The following is a 16,661-nucleotide window of genomic DNA, read 5'->3' on the forward strand; positions in this document are numbered from 1 at the left end:
CTTTCTTCGGTGCGTCGCATTCATGTACCAGCCGCAATACACGCTACAAAAAAAGCTTTTCGCCCAATAAAAAGGGTGTTTCGCGTTATCGGGCGGAATTCGGCGGGTGGGTTCAGTGCGCGCGGTACCAGTCGAGCGTGGCGGCCACGCCCGTCGCGTGCGGGGTGACCTCGACCGGGCCGAACGCCGTGCGGAAGGCCGAGTCGTCGGCGATGAACGGGCGGTCGCGCTGGTACCACGTCTCGCCCAGCGCGCGCACGGTCGGGTTGACCAGGCCGAGGAGGCGCTGTGTGCCGCGCCCGAGGCCGGCGATCTTGGGGGTGCCGCCGGCTTCGGCCCAGACGAGGTCGAGGAAGGCGCGGCCGGTGATCGGCTCGGCGGCGGGCAGGTGCCAGGCACGGCCGTCGGCGCTGTCGTGCTCGCCGAGGGTGACCAGGGCGGCGGCGATGTCGGGCAGGTAGGCGACGGTGTGGGGCTGGTCGAGGTCGCCGACCCAGCGGGCGGTCTTGCCGGCCAGGGCGGCGGCGAAGATCGTCGCGCCGATGGTGGTGTTGGTGCCGCCGGGGCCGTAGTAGTCGGAGGCGCGCCCCAGGGTGGCGCGGACGCGGCCGGCGCGGTGGGCGTCGAGGATCAGCGCGTCGACCTCGGCGCGGGCGCGGCCCTGGGGGTTGGTGGCGGCGTGGGGCAGGTCTTCCGTCATGGGGCCGGTGACGGGTCCGTAGACGTAGAGGTTGTCGGCCATGACCAGCTTGGCTCCCGCGGCCTCGACCCCGGCGAGCACCGTACGGGTGAAGGCGGGGAACTCCTCGGCCCAGCGCTCGTACTTCGGCTGCGCGCACTGGTAGACGACGGCGGCATCCCGGCAGGCGGCCACCGCGCCCTCAGCGGTGGCGACATCGGCGGCGAAGCCGTCACCCGAGGGGGCGTGGCGGCTGACGGCGCGGACGTGGTGGCCGCGGGCGGTGAGTGCGGCGACGACGGCCGAGCCGATCGCGCCGGTCGCGCCCAGAACCACGTGCAGGTCTGACATTTCGGATGCCTCCTCGTTGCCAACCCTAGTCACACGCGCACCTCCATGATCAGCGGCCCCCACCCCGACGGATCCCCATATTTCAAAAGATGGGCCACTCTCGTCCTATATATGGGCATATGTCGCTTTCCTTCGTCCCCGCCCGGGCAGACGAGGTAAAGGACGACGCCTCCACGAGGCGGAACCCGGATAGAGGGGAACTCTCCGATGACCTACCATCACGCACCCCGCGCGACCGGCTGGGTCGGCTGGGTCTGGTTCGGCGGGGCCATGATGATCATGGCCGGGCTGTTCAACGTCATCACCGGCCTGGCCGCGGTCTTCGCCGAACGCGTCTACGTGCAGACGTCCGCCCGCCTGCTCATCTTCGACGTCACCACCTGGGGCTGGGTACACCTCGTCCTGGGCGTGCTCGTCCTGGCCACCGGCGTCGCCGTCATGGTCGGCCAGAACTGGGCCAGGGTCGTCGGCGTCGTCCTGGTGATGCTGAACGCCCTCACCCAGCTGACCTGGATAGCGGTGAACCCCTGGTGGTCACTCGCCGTCATCGCGATCGACGTGCTCGTCCTGTACGCGCTCATCGTCCACGGACGTGAGGCCAGGCTCGACTGAGCTCAGCGGAGGTCCTTGGCGTAGCAGAAGACCTGGGGCTCGCCCACGTACTTGCCGTAGGGCGCGGTCGCCGTGTAGCCGGCGCTCTCGTAGAGGGCGATGGCCTCAGGCTGGCGGAAGCCGGTGGCCAGGCGCAGCCGGTCGTAGCCCATCTCGGCCGCCAGGCCCTCCAGCGCCTTCAGCAGCGAACGGGCGATGCCGCGCCCCCTGTGCCCGGGGGCGACGTACATGCGTTTGATCTCGCCGGTCGTGCCCTCGGCCGGCTGGACGGCGCCGCACCCGGCGGCGAGGTCGTCGACCACCGCCACCAGGAACCTCGCCTCGGCGTGCACGGCCGAACGGCCCTCGGGCCCGTACTTTTCGACCAGCTCGCCGAAGGCCGCGTCGATCAGGGCGGCGAGGCCCGCGTCCGTGACGGGACGTTCCACGATCCGCATGCGGGCGAGCCTAACGCCCCCTCGGACCGACGCCCGCCCCCGCCCCGCCCGCCGCGACAGGCCGGCCGGCGGGGTCAGGGGTGCGGGCCGGTCAGGCGCTGTCCGGGCCGTAGAAGGCGGCGATGCCCTCCGATTCGAGCCACCGGCTGTAGGTGGCCGACTGCGGCCAGCCCTCGGGCGAGTCCTGCCACTCCTCCTGCCGCCCGTACGGCAGCAGATCGATCAGCGCGAACGTGTGACTGAGCTGCTCGGTGCCGCGCCCGCTGGTGTGCCAGGTGCGGTACACGGTGTCGCCGTCGCGCAGGAACACGTTGACCGCGAAGCCCCCTCCGGGCGGCGCGCCGACGTCGGCGCCGAACGGACTGTTGGCGGTGGAGTACCAGGTCATCTTGTTCCCGACCCGCCGCTTGTAGGCGAGTGCCTCGTCGATCGGGCCCTGGGTGACGATGACGAAGCGGGCGTCGTAGTTGTCGAGGAACTCCAGCCGGGTGAACTGCGAGGTGTACCCGGTGCAGCCCCCGCACTGCCACTCCTTGCCCGGGAACCACATGTGGTTGTAGACGATCAGCTGACTCCTGCCCGCGAAGACGTCCGCGAGCCGGACCGGGCCGTCCTCGCCGTCGAGGACGTAGTCCGGCATCCGCACCATGGGCAGACGGCGGCGCTGCGCGGCGATGGCGTCGAGCTCGCGGGTCGCCGCCTTCTCCCTGGCGCGCAGCTCGTCGAGCTGCTTCTGCCAGGTCTCGGCGTCGACGACCGGCGGTAGTGCGTTGGTGCTCATGAGTTCTCACTCCTCGTACGTGTCGTCCGGACGAAGAGGTAGACCCGGCGGGACTGGGAAACTCATCGGTGCGGCGGCCGGGATCACTCCCGGCGCTCCCGCCCCTCCCCGCCCGGCCGCCCGAACAGCTTGTCGAGGCTGCGCCGCTCGCGTTTGGTGGGCCGGCCCGCGCCCCGGGCGCGTACGGCCACCGTCACGACCTCCTCGCGCGGCGGAGGCGGAGGGCTCTTGTCCACGTAACACTCGGCGGCCACGGCGGCGCCGACCCGCTTGGCGATGATGCGGGAGACGACCACGATGCGTTCGCGCCCGTCGTGCCGCAACCGGATCTCGTCACCGACCCGGACGGCGTGCGCGGCCTTGACCCGCACCCCGTTGACCCGGACGTGACCGCCCCGGCAGGCGTCGGACGCGACGGAACGGGTCTTCGTCAGCCGGACCGACCAGATCCAGCTGTCGACCCGCGCGCTCACCTGCTCCTCTGCCACCCTGCCACTGTACTGACCGCCGTCGAACGCCGTCGATCGCCGGAAGGCCCGGCCGGAGCGCCGCCGTCGATCGCTGGAAGGTTCCACGCGGCCGGAATACCGCGGCCCCGGCGGGGGATGCATCCCGTCATGGTCCCCCTGAGGCGGGCGTTCCACGCCGCCATGCTCACCCTGGTCTTCCTTCCGCTCGTCGCCGCCTTCACCGTGCCGCCGGCGGGCGCGGAGGCGCGCAAACGTCCCAAAACGGTGTCAGCAGCCCTGGCCAAGCGCATGCTCGGGCAGCTCAAGGTGGCCAGAGCCCTGTCCATCCGGGGCTATCACCGCCAGAAGTTCCGCCCGCACTGGCCGCACCGCAAGGGCACGTGCAGCACCCGCGAGCTGGTCCTGGCCCGCGACGGCCGCCGCGTCCGCCGCAACGCGGCCTGCCATCCGGTCAAGGGGACCTGGTACAGCCCTTACGACGGCAGGCGGCTGAAGAGTGAGCGGCAGGTGGACGTCGATCACGTGGTGCCGCTCGCGTACGCCTGGCGTTCCGGCGCCAAGCGCTGGAGCCCGGCCAAGCGGCACGCCTTCGCCAACGACCTCACCCGCGCGGAGCTGCTGACCGTCAGCCACTCGGCCAACATCGCCAAGGGCGGCCAGGGCCCGCAGAGCTGGCGTCCGTCCCGCCGCGCCTACTGGTGCCGGTACGCGACCTCCTGGATCAGCGTGAAACACCACTACCGGCTCTTCGTGACCAGGAACGAGCGCCGCGCCCTGCTCAACATGCTCCGCACCTGCTGAGGGAGTTACGGTTCCGGGCGTTCACGTCGGACGCGTCGGACGAGGTCGGGCGGTTCAGGGGGTGAAGGGGCCTTTGCCGGTGAAGACGAGGCGGGCGAAGTTCTCGCCGATGCGGCGGTGGCCGTCGGGGCCGGGGTGGACCTCGTCGGGCAGGGGGAACTCGGCGTAGTCGCTCTCGCCGTAGAGGTCACGCCCGTCGAGGTAGTGCAGGTTCGGGTCGTCGGCCGCCCGCTGCTCGACGATGCGCGCGAGCTCGTCCCGGATGACGTTCAGCGTCAGCCGCCCGGCGGCGCGCTCGGCCGGATCGCCCGTGGCCTTGAACCGCAGGGTCGTGCCGTCGTAGTCGGGCGCCAGCGGACCGGGGGTGTCCTCCTGCACCGGGCACAGGATGGGCGACACGACCAGCAGCGGAGTGTCCGGATGCCCCTCGCGGACGGTGTCGAGGAAGCCGTGCACCGCCGGGGTGAAGGCCCGCAGCCGCATCACGTCGCCGTTGACGATGTTGATGCCGAGCTTGAGGCTGATCAGGTCGGCGGGGGCGTCCCTGATCGCGCGGGCGGTGAAGGGATCGAGCAGCGCGCTGCCGCCGAACCCCAGGTTGACCAGCTCCACCCCGCCCGCGGCGGCGGCCAGGACCGGCCAGATCGCGGTCGGGTGGGTGGCGTTCGAGCCGTGGCTGATGGAGCTGCCGTGGTGCAGCCACACCCGGCGCCCGTTGTCGCGGGCCGGCTCGATCGGGGCGTCGGTGCGCAGGGCGATCAGCTCGGTGATCTCCGTGTGCGGGAGCCAGATCTCGACGTCCTTGTCGCCGGCCGGCAGCCCGGTGAAGCGGGCGGTTCCGGGCGGCCCCTCGGTCAGCTCGACGGCCTGGGTGAACATGTCGATGATCGTACGAAGCCTGCCGCCGGTCACCGTGGCCTGAGCCGCCAGCTTGCCGTCGGCCACCAGGTCGTAGACGCCGTCCGCCGGGGTGGGGAAGCCGCGGTAGGCCCGCTTGGTGGGCAGGGTGTCCAGCTCGACGGTGGTGGCCGCGGTGCGGAAGACCACCCGTACGCCGGAGGGTTGCGCCTGCGCCGTGGCCGTCTGATCGTCGGGGATCTGCCGGCGCGCCCGTGCGGGCAGCCGGTGCGGCAGCAGGCCGTGCGCGGTCGGTTCCACGTCGAGCTGGCCGCGCAGGAGGTCCGGGGTGACGGGGGTGGTGATCCAGTCGGGTTCGGTGCTCATTCGCCTCAACCTGTCGTACGGTACGTCTGCTTTCCTAACAAGTTTAGGCAATTAGGTCTAGTGCTTAGGAAGGTCGTCTCCGTACCCCTCCTTCCTGAGCGCCCGGCGGTAGGAGGCATCCATGATCCGGCGGAGCAGCCTGGAGAACACGGCCAGCATGCGGGCCGGCCGGCGCAGGGCCGGTTTCGCGGCGCCGAGCTGCTTGGTCGTCAGCGCCATCAGCTCGGAGCGGGTGGCGGCGTCGGCGCGGACGGCGTCGTCCCAGAGGTCCGCGGCGGCGACGGCCCGGCTGGGCGTCACCTCGGCCCGCTCGACGGTGACGACGAGCGCGGCCTGCGGGACGGCGCTGCCCAGCGCCATCCCGGCGAGCAGTTCGGGGTCGTCGGTGACCAGGGCGGTGCCGTTGATGTGCAGGACGTCGGTACGGCCGGGCACCAGCAGCGCCGCGGCGAACCCGTCGTCGGTGAGGAGGTTGTGGAAGGTGTCGGCACGCTTGTTGCCGCGCCGGTCCGGGATGACCAGTGTCTGCCCGTCGATCATCTGGACGAAGCCGGGCAGGTCGCCGCGCGGGCTCGTGTCACTGCCGCCGTCGAGGTCCCACGAGGACACCACCGCGAACGGCGATTCGGCCAGGAACCCGGCGATCTCCGTACCGGACAGCGGCCCTTCGGTGGCGTCGGCGCGGGCCGGCGTTCCCTCGGCGTTCCCCGTAGCGGACAGTGGTCCTTCGGCGTTGAGCGGCGTTCCTGTGGCGGGCGATGGGTTGCTGGTGACGGACGGCTTCCAGAGGCGGGAACGGAGTATCGCTCGCGCGCAATGGACGTAGGCCTGGCTGACGGCGACGACGATGCGGCCGTTGGAGCGTTCGGCGACCGAGCCGTTGACCCGGAGCGTCTCGCCGACGCCGGGCAGGAGGAAGACGAAGGAGACCGGGCCGGAGGCGTCCGCGTCGCAGGCGAAGGCGAACCGCGTCGGTGACTCGACCACGGCGAATCCGGGCTCACCGCCGACCACCGTCGACCGGGGACGCCCGTCGGCGTCGCGGTAACCGAAGCCGGCCAGCGGCGCGAGGTCGAGCATGCGCCTGGCGGCGTCGTCCAGCTCCGCCAGTTCCTTCATCAGCACGAGCGGCGCCGGCCGTCCGATGATCGTTTCGAGCTGGGCGGCGGTCGTGATCCGGTGGCGCGCGGCGGTGTTGTCGCGCGGTCCTGATTCGCTCGTCGCAGGCGCAGGCGCAGGCGCAGGCGAGGGTGAGGGGCGGGGCGCTGTGTGCATGGTGATGAAGCCTTTCGCCGGCGGTATCGGGACAGGGGAGAGCCCGGATCCGCGTCGGCTCACGTTCGCGCGGACCCGTCAGAATGCGTTCTCACTCGTGCGGCGCGCCAGCGGGCAGGCCGGGAGTGTCGAGCAGGGCCTTGAGTGCCTGGACGTGCCCGGCGTAGGCGCGCCGTCCCTCGGCGGTCAGGCTCACCCAGGTCTTCACCCGGCCCCGCCCGGTCGGCTTGGAGACCGTGACGTAGCCGGCGTCCTGCAGCACCTTCACGTGCTTGCTCAGCACGGAGTCGGCCACGCCGAGCACTTCGCGCAGCGCGGCGAACTCGGCGACGGAGGAGGCAGCGAGCAGCGCGCAGATGCGCAACCGGTTCGGCGCGTGGATCACCTCGTCGAAGCCGGCACTCATGCGCCCGCCCGTGCGGTCACGTCGAGCCGCCCGTTCACGCGCCGGCCCGCAACTGGGCCCGCAGGGCGACGTCGAACCGCCGCCCCAGCGAGATGACGGCCGCGAACGCCACCACGGCCAGGCACCACACCGGCCACCGCAGGTCGGTGAAGGAGCCGACGCCGAAGGCCGCGACGTTCGACAGGATCGTCAGCAGGCCGGTCGCGCCGATCCATCGCCCGGCGGGGCCCGCGTGGAACCCGGACACCCAGAAGCCGGTCAGGCGGCGATAGGCGGCGGCGATCGCGGCGCAGCCGGCGAGGAGCAGCACCACGCCGCCGATCCTGACCGGGGTGCCGCCGAGTCCGACGGCGAGAACGCAGCCCGCGAGCAGCAGCCCGAAGCTCGGGTGATACCACCAGGGAGGGGTCAGCCGGTCGGCGAGAGCCGCGCGCACCTCGGCGATGGCGGACAGGCCGTCATGACTTTCCATGGTGGAAAGTCAATCACTTTCCGTCTTGGAAAGTCAATGGGAGGGAAAGTCTCCGGTTCCTCCGCAGCGTGACGAGCCCGGGCAGCCCCTGGACATACCGGGGATATACCGCCGCTTCGTAGGCTCCCCGTTGATGACAATGGAGATCGGTTACCTCGGGCCCTGGCAGGTCACGCTGGGCGGGCGACGGGTGGGGCTGGTGGGCCGGCGCCGTGTCGCCGTACTGACGCGTCTGGCCTTGGACGCCGCCCGGCCCGTCACCATGCAGCAGCTCGTCACCGACGTCTGGGGACAGAGCTCGACCGCCACGGCCGGCAAGCAGCTCCACATCGTGGTGTCGAAGCTGCGCGACGCGCTCACCCCCGACACCATCGCGACCGTGCCCGGCGGCTACCTGCTGGACCTGCCCCGCGACCGGGTCGACGCGCACCTCTTCACCCGGCTGGCCGGCCAGGCGCGGGCGGCGCGCCATCAGCGTGAGCCGGGTACGGCCGACGCGTTGTTCCGGCGGGCGCTGGCCCTGTGGCGGGGGAGCGCCCTGGCCGAACTGGCCGACCCGTGGGCGCGGATCGAGGCCAAGCGCCTGGAGGAGGAGCGCATGGCCGCCTTCGAGGACCACATCGAGCTGCGGCTGGCCAGAGGAGACCAGAAGGCGGTGGTGGCCGACCTGACCCCGTACGTCCTGGCTCATCCGCTGCGGGAGGGGCCGCGGGCCCAGCTCATGCTGGCGCTCTACAGGGCGGACCGGATGTCCGAGGCGCTCGCGGTGTACCAGGAGGGGCACGTTGCCATGGTGGAGGAGCTCGGCCTCGAACCGGGCGCGCGGCTGCGCCGGCTGCGGCAGGCCGTCCTCGACGGCGACCCCGCGCTCGAACTCGGCACACCCGAGCAGTCCGCCACGATCGTCCCCGCCGAGCTGCCCGCCGGCATCCAGTCTTTCACCGCCCGGCAGGAGGAGGCGGAGTGGTTGCGGGAGGCGCTGCTGAGCACGGGCGTGGCGGTCGTGGACGGGCCCGGCGGCGTGGGCAAGTCGGCGCTCGCCGTCCACGTCGCGCACACGATGGCCGGGCGATTCGGCGATGGCGTCGTCTACGTCGACCTCAACGGCGCGACCCCCGGCGTTCAGCCGCTCTCCGTGCTCGACGCGCTGGGTCACCTGCTGCGTTCACTGGGGCTGGACGGCACCGCCGTACCGGCCGATCTGGACGGAGCGACAGCCCGTTACCGATCGCTCACCCAGGCGAGCGAGCTGCTCGTCATCCTCGACAACGCGCTCGACGCCGGCCAGGTGCGGCCGCTCATCCCGGCGGGCGCCGACTGCCGGGCCCTCATCACCTCCCGCGCCGCGCTGAGCACCCTCGACCGAGCCCGTCACCTGCACCTTTCCGGGCTCGGCGACCGCGACGCCGTCACGCTGCTGGCCAGGATCGCGGGTCAGGAGCCCGTCGAGCGCGAACCGGAGGCCGCCGCCAGGATCGCCGAGCTGTGCGGCGGCTTCCCCCTGGCCATCCGGATCGCGGGCGCCCGGCTGGCGGCGCGGCCTGGCCGGCGGCTCGCCGACCTCGCCGATCGCCTGGCCGACGCCACCCACCGCCTGGACACCCTGCAGTACGCCGACCTGGCCGTACGCGCCGGCATCGCGGTGAGTCACCAGCACCTGCGCGAGGAGAGCGGCGGCCACGACGCCGCGCACGTACTGCCGCTGCTGGGCCTGCTCGACACGCCCACCCACACGCCGGCCGCCACGGCCGCCCTGGCCGGCTGGCCCGAGGCCCGCGCGGAGGCGGCGCTCGAACGGCTCCACGACGCCCGGCTGCTGGAGTCCGCGGGGCCCGGCCGGTACCGCTTCCACGACCTCATCCGCCTGTACGCCCGCGAGCAGGCCGGCGAACTGCCCGGCCAGGACGGCGCCGCCGCCCTCCGCCGGGGGCTGCACCACTACCTGGCCTCGGCCAACACCGCCACGCAACGCGTGCACTCCCAGGTCCAGGAGCCCTACTACGCGGCGGAGCAGCCCGGTGTCGCCTTCACCGGCGCGCACGAGGTCCGTGAGTGGACCGAGGCCGAGCGCGACAACCTGCTCGCCGTGGCGCACCAGGCGGCCGAGTCCGCCGACCCGGACACCGCCATCGGGCTGGCGCTGAGCCTGCACTGGCCGTTCAACTACCGCGGCTGGGTCACCCACCTGGCCGACGTCCACCTGAACGCGATCGCGGTGGCGGCGCGGTGCGGAGACTGGGCCGGCCAGGCGCAGGCGGCGACCTTCCTCGGCTGGGTCTACCGCGACCAGGGACGTCACGAGCAGGCCGTCGAGCAGCTGAAAGAGGCCGTCGTGTACTGGGGGAAGGCCGGTCTGCCGCACCGGAGGATCGGCGCCTTCAACAACCTCGGCATCATCCACACCCTGCAGGGGCAGCTCGACCTGGCCCGGATCAACTTCGCCCGCGCCACGGAGATCGCCGAGAAGACGGGCGACGTCTACGCGCGGAGCGCGATCCACAACAACGGCGTGCACCTGCTCTACCGGCAGGGCCGGTTCGAGGAGGCCATCGCCCAGGCGAAGACCGCCGTCGTGGAGTGGACCGGCAGTCTGTACGTGGAGGGCGCGTCCCACGAGACCCTGGCCCGCGCCTACCTGCACGCGGGCCGCCTCGTCGAGGCGGCCGACACCTTCCAGGTCGCGCTGACCCTCCTCCGCGAAGCCGGATACCGCATCGGCCATGCGGTGGCCGCCTGGTGGTGCGGCCACACCCTGCACGAGCTGGGCCGGTCCGCAGAGGCGCGCCGGGTCTGGCGCGACTGCTTCACGAGCCTGCTGGAGGCCCGCCTCCTGACCCGCGCGGAGGTGGACGACCTGCTCGATCAGCCCGTCCCCGAGATGCCCGGGCCGATCGGAAACATGCTCTGACCCGCCCGCGCGTCAGCGCCCCGGGTGGACGTACTGGTTGTAGCGAGTCGTGGTGTTGACGCAGTGAGTGTCCGGTGTCCTTCCTCCAGGCGCCTGGGCGCCAGCTCCGGTGGTGTATTTCCATACGATTCGGGCCTTCACCGGAAGCGCGGCACCCAGAGTGCGGGTCTTCAGCGATCCTCCAGCGAGAGACGGCCTGGTCGGCCAGGAACCCTAGGGAGGATCCGCATCATGATCAACTCTGCGTTCGAACGGTGAGACGGTCAGTGAGGCGATGCCGGCCAGGAAGATGTCGACGCCGGCGAGGAACTGGTCGCGGTCGTCGTGCTCGCGCAGGCGCGTCGCCGCCTCGTGCACGAAGGGGTAGCGGCCGGGGTCCAGCTCTGACCACTGCTCGGCGACGCCGGCCAGGAAGTCCGCCCGGCCCGTCTCCTGGTCTGTGCCCCGCCCTGTGCCGCGCTCTGTGTCCTTCGGGCCCCGGCCTGGGCGTGCGGCGTTCTGGGCGGCGACGCCGAGGACGTAGTTCACCAGGGCGCCGGCCGCGTCGAAGCGCGCTCGCTCGGGGACGGCGAGCGCGTGCAGCAGCCTGCCGACGCTCTCGTAGAAGTCGAGCAGCGCGGGCCGCCACGGTTGCCTGGACAGCTCGGCGCCGACCCACGGGTGGGCGTCGATCGCGTCGAACAGGCCCAGCGCGACACCGCGCAGCGCTTCCCGCGGGTCGGCGGCGACGACCGCGCCGGCCAGCACGCGGGCGATCACGTCGTCGGCGGCCGCCGCGAGCAGGTCGTTCTTGTCGGTGACGTGATGATAGATCGCCCCGTAGCCGGTGCGCAGGCGGAGGGTGAGCGCACGCAACGTCAGCGCGCTCTCGCCGCCTTCGTCCAGCAGGTCGGTCGCGGCCTGGACGATCACCTCCCTGGAGAGCCCGTCGGTCCGCCGTGGGGCCCGCTTCGCCGTTCGCTTCACCATGAGCCCAGTCTGGCACGGATGGATTGCCGCTCCAAAGTCGTGCTAGCTTCTTGGATTGACGATCCAATCTTGGGAGTTCGACATGACGACACCGATCACGATCATCGGAGCGGGGCTGGGCGGCCTGCTCCTGGCCCGCGTGCTGCACGTGCACGGCATCCCGGCCGCGGTCTACGAGGCGGAGCCCTCGGCGGACGCGCGCCGCCAGGGCGGGCTGCTCGACATCCATCCGTGGAACGGCGAGCCGGCACTGGAGGCGGCCGGTCTCGCCGAGGAGTTCCGCCGGCTCGTCCTGCCCGGCCGCGAGGCGTACCGGATCATGGACAGGACCGGGAACGTGCTGCTCGACCGGCCCGACGACGGCACCGGCGCGCGCCCCGAGGTGCCGCGCGGCGCGCTGCGGCAGACGCTGCTCGACGCGCTGCCCGAAGGCACCGTCCGCTGGGGGCACAAGGTCACGGGCGTGCGCGCCCTGGGCGGCGGACGGCACGAGGTCGCCTTCGCCGGCGGGGCCACGCTGGTCACGTCCCTGCTCGTCGGCGCCGACGGCGCCTGGTCACGCGTGCGGCCGGTGCTGTCGCCCGCCCTCCCGCGGTACATCGGCGTCTGCGTCGTGGAGACGTTCCTCCTCGACGGCGACACCCGCCATCCCGCCGCCGCGAAGGCGGTCGGCGCCGGGTCGCTGTTCGCGCTCGCGCCGGGCAGGGGACTGCTGGCCCACCGCGAGGGCGGTGGCACGCTGCACGTCTACGCGCAGCTCGGCAGGCCGCGGGACTGGCTGGCCGACCTCGACCTCGACGATGCCGCCGCCGTGACCGCGCGGGTCGTCGCGGAGTACGACGGCTGGGCCCCCGAGCTCGCCGCGCTGATCGCGGAGAGCGACACCCCGCCGATCCTGCGCCGCCTGCACGCGCTGCCGGCCGGGCACCGCTGGGACCGTGTGCCGGGGGTGACCCTGCTCGGCGACGCCGCCCACCTCAGGCCGCCGGACGGCGAAGGCGCCAACCTGGCCATGCAGGACGGCGCCAGGCTCGGGCAGGCCCTCGCCGCGCATCCCGGTGACGTGGAGGCCGCGCTCGCCGCGTACGAACAGGACATGTTCGCCCGCGCCGCCGCCGCGGACTCGGGGGACGACATGTACGCGGTCATGCTCGGCGACGACGCGCCGCACAGCCTGCTCGCCCACATGGCCGAAGGCGAACAGGCTTCGGCGTGAGCCCCCATCGAGCCTGAGCCGCCGCCCTGAGTGGCCACCCCTTCACCCGGCGGTCGGCTGCGGCCCCGCCAGCGCCGAGCCGTAGTTCTCCAGCGCCAGGTACAGGTTCAGGTGCGGGTGGCGGCTGCCCACGGCGACGTCCCGCCAGTACCGCTGCAGCGCGTTCGCCGTGTTGAATCCGCTCGAACCGTGCAGATCGAGCATCCGGTCGAGCGCGGCGCGGCAGTCCTGGCCGGCGCCGGCCAGCTCCATGCGCAGGCGGGGGAAGTCGGCGTCGGGCACCCCGTCCGCATCCGCCGCGCGGGCCACCGCGAGCATGGTGCTCTCCGCGCGCCGCACCAGGTGCGTCGCCTCCGCCAGCCAGTGCCGGGCGCCGGGAGATTCGCTCATCCTGGTGTACGAGGTCATGAACGGCTTGCGGTCCGAGGCGAACATCGCGTCGATCGTGTCGAGCGCACCCTTCGCGGCGCCCACGACCGGGCCGAGCACCGTCATGGTGTAGAAGATCAGATCGCCGCTCCCGAACGGGCCCGACGCCGCCACCCGCTCGGCCGGCACCAGCACGTTCTCGGCGACCAGGGTGTGGCTGCCCGTGCCGCGCATGCCGGCCATGTGCCAGTTCCGCTCGATGACCAGGTCGGCCACCGGCAGGACGGCGAAGGAGTACCGGCCGTCCACCATGAGGGCGAGCACGGTCCACGTCGCGTCCTCGCACCCGGAGATGTTCGGCCAGCGGCCGTTGACGCGTACCCCCTCGGGCACCCGCTCGCCCGTGGCGGCGGGAACGCCGCTCCCGCAGAACAGCGCGTCCGGATCGGCGAAGACCTCGCTCAGCACCGCGTCGCCGGAGAAGACCCCGGCGACGATGTTCTTCGACGTCGCACAGGTGCCGGCGACCCAGGCCGTGGACGGGCAGGCCCGGCCCAGGTCGCTCAGGCCACGGGCGAGGGCCTCCGCGCCCGCCCAGGTGCCTCCGTACTTCGGTGGTGTCCGCAGTCTGAGAGCTCCGAGCTCGCGCACGGCGTCCAGGCTCTCCGCGGCGGGACGGTCGTCCTGCTCCGTCTTCCCGGCGTGGGCGCGCAGGATGCCGCTGGTCTCACTCTGCGAGAAGTCATCGATCACGGCATCGATCCCACCACCGTCCCCGTGCGCGGGACCATACGTGAACCGTGCCGGGCCATACCCGTTTGTGCGGATAGCATCGTCAGGGTGGACCTGCTCAGCGAGGTGATTCGCACCGTACGCGTCGGCAGCGCGACCGGCCGCGTGATCAGGCAGTCGGGCCCCACGGGGATCCGCTTCCCCGCCTTCGACGGCAGCGGGATCCACATCCTGCTGCGCGGCTCCTGCTGGCTGATCACCGAGGACGAGGAGCCGGTCGCGTTGCGGCCCGGCGATGTCGTGCTCACCTCCTCCGGCGCCGCCCACGGGCTGAGCCGCGTGCCGCATCCGCTCGCCGGCCTGCCGCTCGTCGACATGAGGCCGCTCCCGCCCGCGCCCGGGCCGTTCGACTTCGAGTTCCTGTGCGGCTGCTACCAGCTCCAGCACGGCCATGCGCCCCAGTACCTCCGTGTGCTGCCCGACCTCATCGCGGTGTCACCCGACTACGCCGCCCACCCCGAACTGCGGGCGCTGGTCGAACTCCTCAAAGCGGACAGGTCGGGCGGCGCTCAGATGGGCGCAGGGGCGACCCTGCCCGCGCTGCTTGACCTCGTCCTGGTCCACGTCCTGCGCCAGTGGCACGAGCAGCAGGGTGCCGCCGGCTGGCCGGACACCCACGACCCGGCCATCGCCGCCGCGCTGCGGGAGATCCACGAGCACCCGGAGCAGCCGTGGACGGTCGAGCGCCTCAGTGAGGTCGCGGGCCTGCCCAGAACGGCGTTCACCAGGCGGTTCACCACCGAGGTCGGCCGGCCGCCGATGAGCTACCTGATCGGCTGGCGGCTGAGCCGCGGCGCCCGGCTCCTGCGCGAGACCGACGCGCCGCTGTCGTCGATCGCGCGGCAGGTCGGCTACGCGAACGAGTTCGCCTTCTCGGGCGCCTTCAGCCGCGAGTACGGCGTCTCACCCAGCCGCTTCCGCGCCGGCCAGGCCGCCGTCCGCGGTCAGGAGGCCGCGTCCGGCACCGGCTGACCGGGGCTGCCGGCTGTGTGGCGGCGATCACATGTGGTGTGTGGATTCGTCCACAGATGGTCGGGTGGCGTCTCCGTAGTGTCTGTCTTGCCGGAGCACCCCGGCGGAACGGACAAGGGGAGGATCCCGAGATGCGTAAGACCTTCGCGATCGCGGCGCTGGCTGGTTCGATGGCTCTGGCCGGTCTGGCGTTGAGCCCGGCTGCGGCTCAGGCGAGCACCGCCACGACTGCTCATACGGGGACGAGCTGGGGGAAGTTCTTCTCCAGTGATCACAAGGCGTACACGTTCGGTAAGACGTGGGAGTCGCACGGCAAGGTGTTCACGAAGTGGTACGGGGTGGACAAGGTCGGTGGTGAGAAGGGCTGGGTCTGGTTCGAGGTGTACCAGGGTGGTCACTGGAAGCGGTTCAACAAGTCCTGGGACGGCGAGGTCGTCGGCGCCTGGAGCGGCAAGGGTGTCAAGAAGGTCTACACCTTCACCTGCTGGGCCGGGAAGTTCGACAACTGCGGCAAGAAGTACCGCATCTACTGATCCGCCCGCACGAGGCCGGATGCCGGCGGCCTGACCAGTGCCAGCACGCTCAGCCCGAACATCAGCACACCCAGGGGAAGATGCACCGACGGCACGTGCGCGATGCCGAGCACGACCTGGGCGGAGGCGAGGACGAGGAATCCGGCCGCGGGCCAGACCGGCCGGAGCGAGCCGCCGCCCGGCTTCCACGCCAGCACCGCGGCGAGCACGTACAGCAGCGACGACCCCCACATCACGCGAGCTCCGGCGCTGTGCAGCGTCTCCCCGTAGGGCGCGGTCAGCAGCAGCCCGGCGGAGACGGCCTGCAGGAAGATCGTCAGAGTCTGCAGCGCGATCGCGATCCGCAGGAGAGAGAAACGGCGCTGTGCCGTCGTGCGGGTGGCCATGTCAGGGTCCCCCCTGTTCCGCCCCGTGGGGCCGTCGGTGGATAGGGTCTCACCTGCCTGACGACGTGGGCCCGCGAAAGGTAAGGCGACGGCATGGGGACGGCTGGGACCAGCGCCGACGAGACAGCCGACGAGCGGCGCCACCTGATCAACGTCGCCTACCGGCTGCTCGGTTCGGCGGCCGAGGCCGAGGACGCCGTGCAGGAGGCGTACACGCGCTGGTACGCGCTGCCGCAGGACCGGCGGCAGGAGATCACGAACCCCGGCGCCTGGCTGACGACGGTGACCAGCCGCATCTGCCTGGACGTGCTCGGCTCGGCGCGGGCGCGGCGGGAACGCTATGTCGGCGCGTGGCTGCCCGAGCCGCTGCCCGACCCCGCCGAGCGGGACCACGGCCACGGAGCCGACCCCGCCGACCAGCTGGTCATGAACGAATCGGTGACGACGGCCTTCCTCGTCGTCCTGGAGTCGATGACGCCCGCGGAACGGGTGGCGTTCGTGCTGCACGACGTCTTCCGTTACCCCTTCGCCGAGATCGCCGGCGTCCTCGGCCGCACCCCCGCCTCCTGCAAGCAACTGGCCTCCTCCGCCCGCAGGCGGGTGGGCGTCACCAGGACCCCGGTGCCGCCGGCCACGCGGGCCGAGACGGTACGGCAGGTGAAGCGGGCCTGGGAGGCCAAGGACATCGCGGCCCTGATCGACCTCCTCGACCCGGCCGCCGTGCTGACCGCCGACGGCGGCGGCCTGGCCGGCACGGTCCTGCACCCGGTCGAAGGCGGCACGCGCGTCGCCCGGTACCTGCTCGCCATCGCCGAGCGAAGCCCGGGCATCGAACTCCTGGAGCGATCCGTCAACGGTACGCCCGGCCTGGTGGCCCAGGTCGCCGGCACGGTCACGACCGTGGCCTCGTTCGACGTCGCCGACGGCCGCGTCACCCGCATCTGGGCCGTCCGCAACCCCGGCAAACTCCGCCCCTGGACTCGGCACGTAGCCGCCGGGGACGGGTGA

At 72.1% G+C, this 16,661-nt stretch carries 18 protein-coding genes; 7 read left to right on the top strand and 11 right to left on the bottom strand.

What is annotated here, in order from left to right:
* Positions 1–112: 112 nt before the first annotated feature.
* On the bottom strand, positions 113–1,030 hold the full coding sequence (locus OIE67_RS52610; protein ID WP_326634705.1) for an NAD-dependent epimerase/dehydratase family protein: 918 nt from the start codon (positions 1,028–1,030) through the stop codon (positions 113–115).
* A 207-nt stretch (positions 1,031–1,237) separates the two neighbouring features.
* Here OIE67_RS52610 and OIE67_RS52615 point away from each other — a divergent pair, with 207 nt between their 5' ends.
* Entirely contained in the window at positions 1,238–1,642 is a 405-nt protein-coding gene (locus OIE67_RS52615; protein ID WP_106253155.1) for a DUF7144 family membrane protein, read from the top strand.
* Between the two features lie 2 nt (positions 1,643–1,644).
* On the opposite strand, the gene OIE67_RS52620 is transcribed toward OIE67_RS52615, so the two are convergent.
* The 3 genes from OIE67_RS52620 to OIE67_RS52630 form a co-directional block, all read right to left on the bottom strand.
* Positions 1,645–2,079: a GNAT family N-acetyltransferase gene (locus OIE67_RS52620; RefSeq protein ID WP_326634706.1), complete on the bottom strand. Its 435-nt coding sequence runs from the start codon at positions 2,077–2,079 to the stop codon at positions 1,645–1,647.
* 91 nt (positions 2,080–2,170) lie between these two features.
* Positions 2,171–2,860 (bottom strand): DUF899 domain-containing protein, encoded by a 690-nt coding sequence (locus OIE67_RS52625; RefSeq protein WP_326634707.1) that lies wholly within the window; start codon positions 2,858–2,860, stop codon positions 2,171–2,173.
* Between the two features lie 83 nt (positions 2,861–2,943).
* Complete coding sequence (locus tag OIE67_RS52630; RefSeq protein WP_326634708.1) at positions 2,944–3,348, bottom strand: RNA-binding S4 domain-containing protein; 405 nt, start codon at positions 3,346–3,348, stop codon at positions 2,944–2,946.
* Between the two features lie 129 nt (positions 3,349–3,477).
* Between OIE67_RS52630 and OIE67_RS52635 the strand changes: the two genes are divergently transcribed.
* Positions 3,478–4,131 carry an HNH endonuclease family protein gene (locus OIE67_RS52635; protein ID WP_326634709.1) on the top strand — a complete coding sequence of 218 codons (654 nt, stop codon included), beginning with the start codon at positions 3,478–3,480 and terminating at the stop codon, positions 4,129–4,131.
* 54 nt (positions 4,132–4,185) lie between these two features.
* On the opposite strand, the gene OIE67_RS52640 is transcribed toward OIE67_RS52635, so the two are convergent.
* The 4 genes from OIE67_RS52640 to OIE67_RS52655 all read right to left on the bottom strand — a co-directional run bounded on the left by OIE67_RS52640 (position 4,186) and on the right by OIE67_RS52655 (position 7,508).
* Positions 4,186–5,355 (bottom strand): GDSL-type esterase/lipase family protein, encoded by a 1,170-nt coding sequence (locus OIE67_RS52640; protein WP_326634710.1) that lies wholly within the window; start codon positions 5,353–5,355, stop codon positions 4,186–4,188.
* Positions 5,356–5,412: 57 nt separating this feature from the next.
* On the bottom strand, positions 5,413–6,474 hold the full coding sequence (locus OIE67_RS52645; protein ID WP_326634711.1) for a pyridoxamine 5'-phosphate oxidase family protein: 1,062 nt from the start codon (positions 6,472–6,474) through the stop codon (positions 5,413–5,415).
* Positions 6,475–6,721: 247 nt separating this feature from the next.
* Positions 6,722–7,036, bottom strand: coding sequence for a transcriptional regulator (locus OIE67_RS52650; protein ID WP_326634712.1), 315 nt, complete (start codon positions 7,034–7,036; stop codon positions 6,722–6,724).
* A gap of 34 nt (positions 7,037–7,070) precedes the next feature.
* The gene (locus OIE67_RS52655; protein WP_326634713.1) at positions 7,071–7,508 is read right to left on the bottom strand and encodes a hypothetical protein; all 438 of its coding nucleotides are present in this window, start codon (positions 7,506–7,508) and stop codon (positions 7,071–7,073) included.
* A 133-nt stretch (positions 7,509–7,641) separates the two neighbouring features.
* On the opposite strand from OIE67_RS52655, the gene OIE67_RS52660 reads away from it, so the two are divergent.
* Positions 7,642–10,416: an AfsR/SARP family transcriptional regulator gene (locus OIE67_RS52660; protein ID WP_326634714.1), complete on the top strand. Its 2,775-nt coding sequence runs from the start codon at positions 7,642–7,644 to the stop codon at positions 10,414–10,416.
* A gap of 213 nt (positions 10,417–10,629) precedes the next feature.
* Here OIE67_RS52660 and OIE67_RS52665 read toward each other — a convergent pair whose 3' ends face one another.
* Positions 10,630–11,385 (bottom strand): TetR/AcrR family transcriptional regulator, encoded by a 756-nt coding sequence (locus tag OIE67_RS52665; RefSeq protein ID WP_326634715.1) that lies wholly within the window; start codon positions 11,383–11,385, stop codon positions 10,630–10,632.
* An 82-nt stretch (positions 11,386–11,467) separates the two neighbouring features.
* On the opposite strand from OIE67_RS52665, the gene OIE67_RS52670 reads away from it, so the two are divergent.
* Positions 11,468–12,601 carry an FAD-dependent oxidoreductase gene (locus tag OIE67_RS52670; RefSeq protein ID WP_326634716.1) on the top strand — a complete coding sequence of 378 codons (1,134 nt, stop codon included), beginning with the start codon at positions 11,468–11,470 and terminating at the stop codon, positions 12,599–12,601.
* A 42-nt stretch (positions 12,602–12,643) separates the two neighbouring features.
* Here OIE67_RS52670 and OIE67_RS52675 read toward each other — a convergent pair whose 3' ends face one another.
* Positions 12,644–13,723 (bottom strand): acyl-CoA dehydrogenase family protein, encoded by a 1,080-nt coding sequence (locus OIE67_RS52675; RefSeq protein WP_326634717.1) that lies wholly within the window; start codon positions 13,721–13,723, stop codon positions 12,644–12,646.
* A gap of 87 nt (positions 13,724–13,810) precedes the next feature.
* On the opposite strand from OIE67_RS52675, the gene OIE67_RS52680 reads away from it, so the two are divergent.
* Both OIE67_RS52680 and OIE67_RS52685 read left to right on the top strand, forming a co-directional pair.
* Positions 13,811–14,734 carry an AraC family transcriptional regulator gene (locus OIE67_RS52680; RefSeq protein WP_326634718.1) on the top strand — a complete coding sequence of 308 codons (924 nt, stop codon included), beginning with the start codon at positions 13,811–13,813 and terminating at the stop codon, positions 14,732–14,734.
* A gap of 131 nt (positions 14,735–14,865) precedes the next feature.
* Complete coding sequence (locus OIE67_RS52685; RefSeq protein WP_326631886.1) at positions 14,866–15,267, top strand: hypothetical protein; 402 nt, start codon at positions 14,866–14,868, stop codon at positions 15,265–15,267.
* On the opposite strand, the gene OIE67_RS52690 is transcribed toward OIE67_RS52685, so the two are convergent.
* Positions 15,261–15,653, bottom strand: a complete 393-nt coding sequence (locus tag OIE67_RS52690) for a hypothetical protein (protein WP_326634719.1) — start codon at positions 15,651–15,653, stop codon at positions 15,261–15,263. The genes OIE67_RS52685 and OIE67_RS52690 overlap by 7 nt on opposite strands.
* 93 nt (positions 15,654–15,746) lie before the next feature.
* On the opposite strand from OIE67_RS52690, the gene sigJ reads away from it, so the two are divergent.
* A complete protein-coding gene (gene sigJ, locus OIE67_RS52695; protein ID WP_326634720.1) occupies positions 15,747–16,661 on the top strand; it encodes an RNA polymerase sigma factor SigJ in 915 nt (304 codons plus the stop codon).

The organism is Nonomuraea fuscirosea, assembly GCF_035917475.1.
Taxonomy (GTDB): Bacteria; Actinomycetota; Actinomycetes; order Streptosporangiales; family Streptosporangiaceae; genus Nonomuraea; species Nonomuraea fuscirosea.

Excerpts from the sequence above, each read along its gene's own strand:
- OIE67_RS52650 (WP_326634712.1), bottom strand. The coding sequence starts at position 7,036 with ATGAGTGCCGGCTTCGACGAGGTGATCCACGCGCCGAACCGGTTGCGC.
- OIE67_RS52635 (WP_326634709.1), top strand. The coding sequence starts at position 3,478 with ATGGTCCCCCTGAGGCGGGCGTTCCACGCCGCCATGCTCACCCTGGTC.
- OIE67_RS52610 (WP_326634705.1), bottom strand. The coding sequence starts at position 1,030 with ATGTCAGACCTGCACGTGGTTCTGGGCGCGACCGGCGCGATCGGCTCG.
- OIE67_RS52690 (WP_326634719.1), bottom strand. The coding sequence starts at position 15,653 with ATGGCCACCCGCACGACGGCACAGCGCCGTTTCTCTCTCCTGCGGATC.
- OIE67_RS52625 (WP_326634707.1), bottom strand. The coding sequence starts at position 2,860 with ATGAGCACCAACGCACTACCGCCGGTCGTCGACGCCGAGACCTGGCAG.
- OIE67_RS52665 (WP_326634715.1), bottom strand. The coding sequence starts at position 11,385 with ATGGTGAAGCGAACGGCGAAGCGGGCCCCACGGCGGACCGACGGGCTC.
- OIE67_RS52655 (WP_326634713.1), bottom strand. The coding sequence starts at position 7,508 with ATGGAAAGTCATGACGGCCTGTCCGCCATCGCCGAGGTGCGCGCGGCT.
- OIE67_RS52660 (WP_326634714.1), top strand. The coding sequence starts at position 7,642 with ATGACAATGGAGATCGGTTACCTCGGGCCCTGGCAGGTCACGCTGGGC.
- OIE67_RS52620 (WP_326634706.1), bottom strand. The coding sequence starts at position 2,079 with ATGCGGATCGTGGAACGTCCCGTCACGGACGCGGGCCTCGCCGCCCTG.
- OIE67_RS52615 (WP_106253155.1), top strand. The coding sequence starts at position 1,238 with ATGACCTACCATCACGCACCCCGCGCGACCGGCTGGGTCGGCTGGGTC.
- OIE67_RS52645 (WP_326634711.1), bottom strand. The coding sequence starts at position 6,474 with ATGAAGGAACTGGCGGAGCTGGACGACGCCGCCAGGCGCATGCTCGAC.
- sigJ (WP_326634720.1), top strand. The coding sequence starts at position 15,747 with ATGGGGACGGCTGGGACCAGCGCCGACGAGACAGCCGACGAGCGGCGC.
- OIE67_RS52670 (WP_326634716.1), top strand. The coding sequence starts at position 11,468 with ATGACGACACCGATCACGATCATCGGAGCGGGGCTGGGCGGCCTGCTC.
- OIE67_RS52685 (WP_326631886.1), top strand. The coding sequence starts at position 14,866 with ATGCGTAAGACCTTCGCGATCGCGGCGCTGGCTGGTTCGATGGCTCTG.
- OIE67_RS52640 (WP_326634710.1), bottom strand. The coding sequence starts at position 5,355 with ATGAGCACCGAACCCGACTGGATCACCACCCCCGTCACCCCGGACCTC.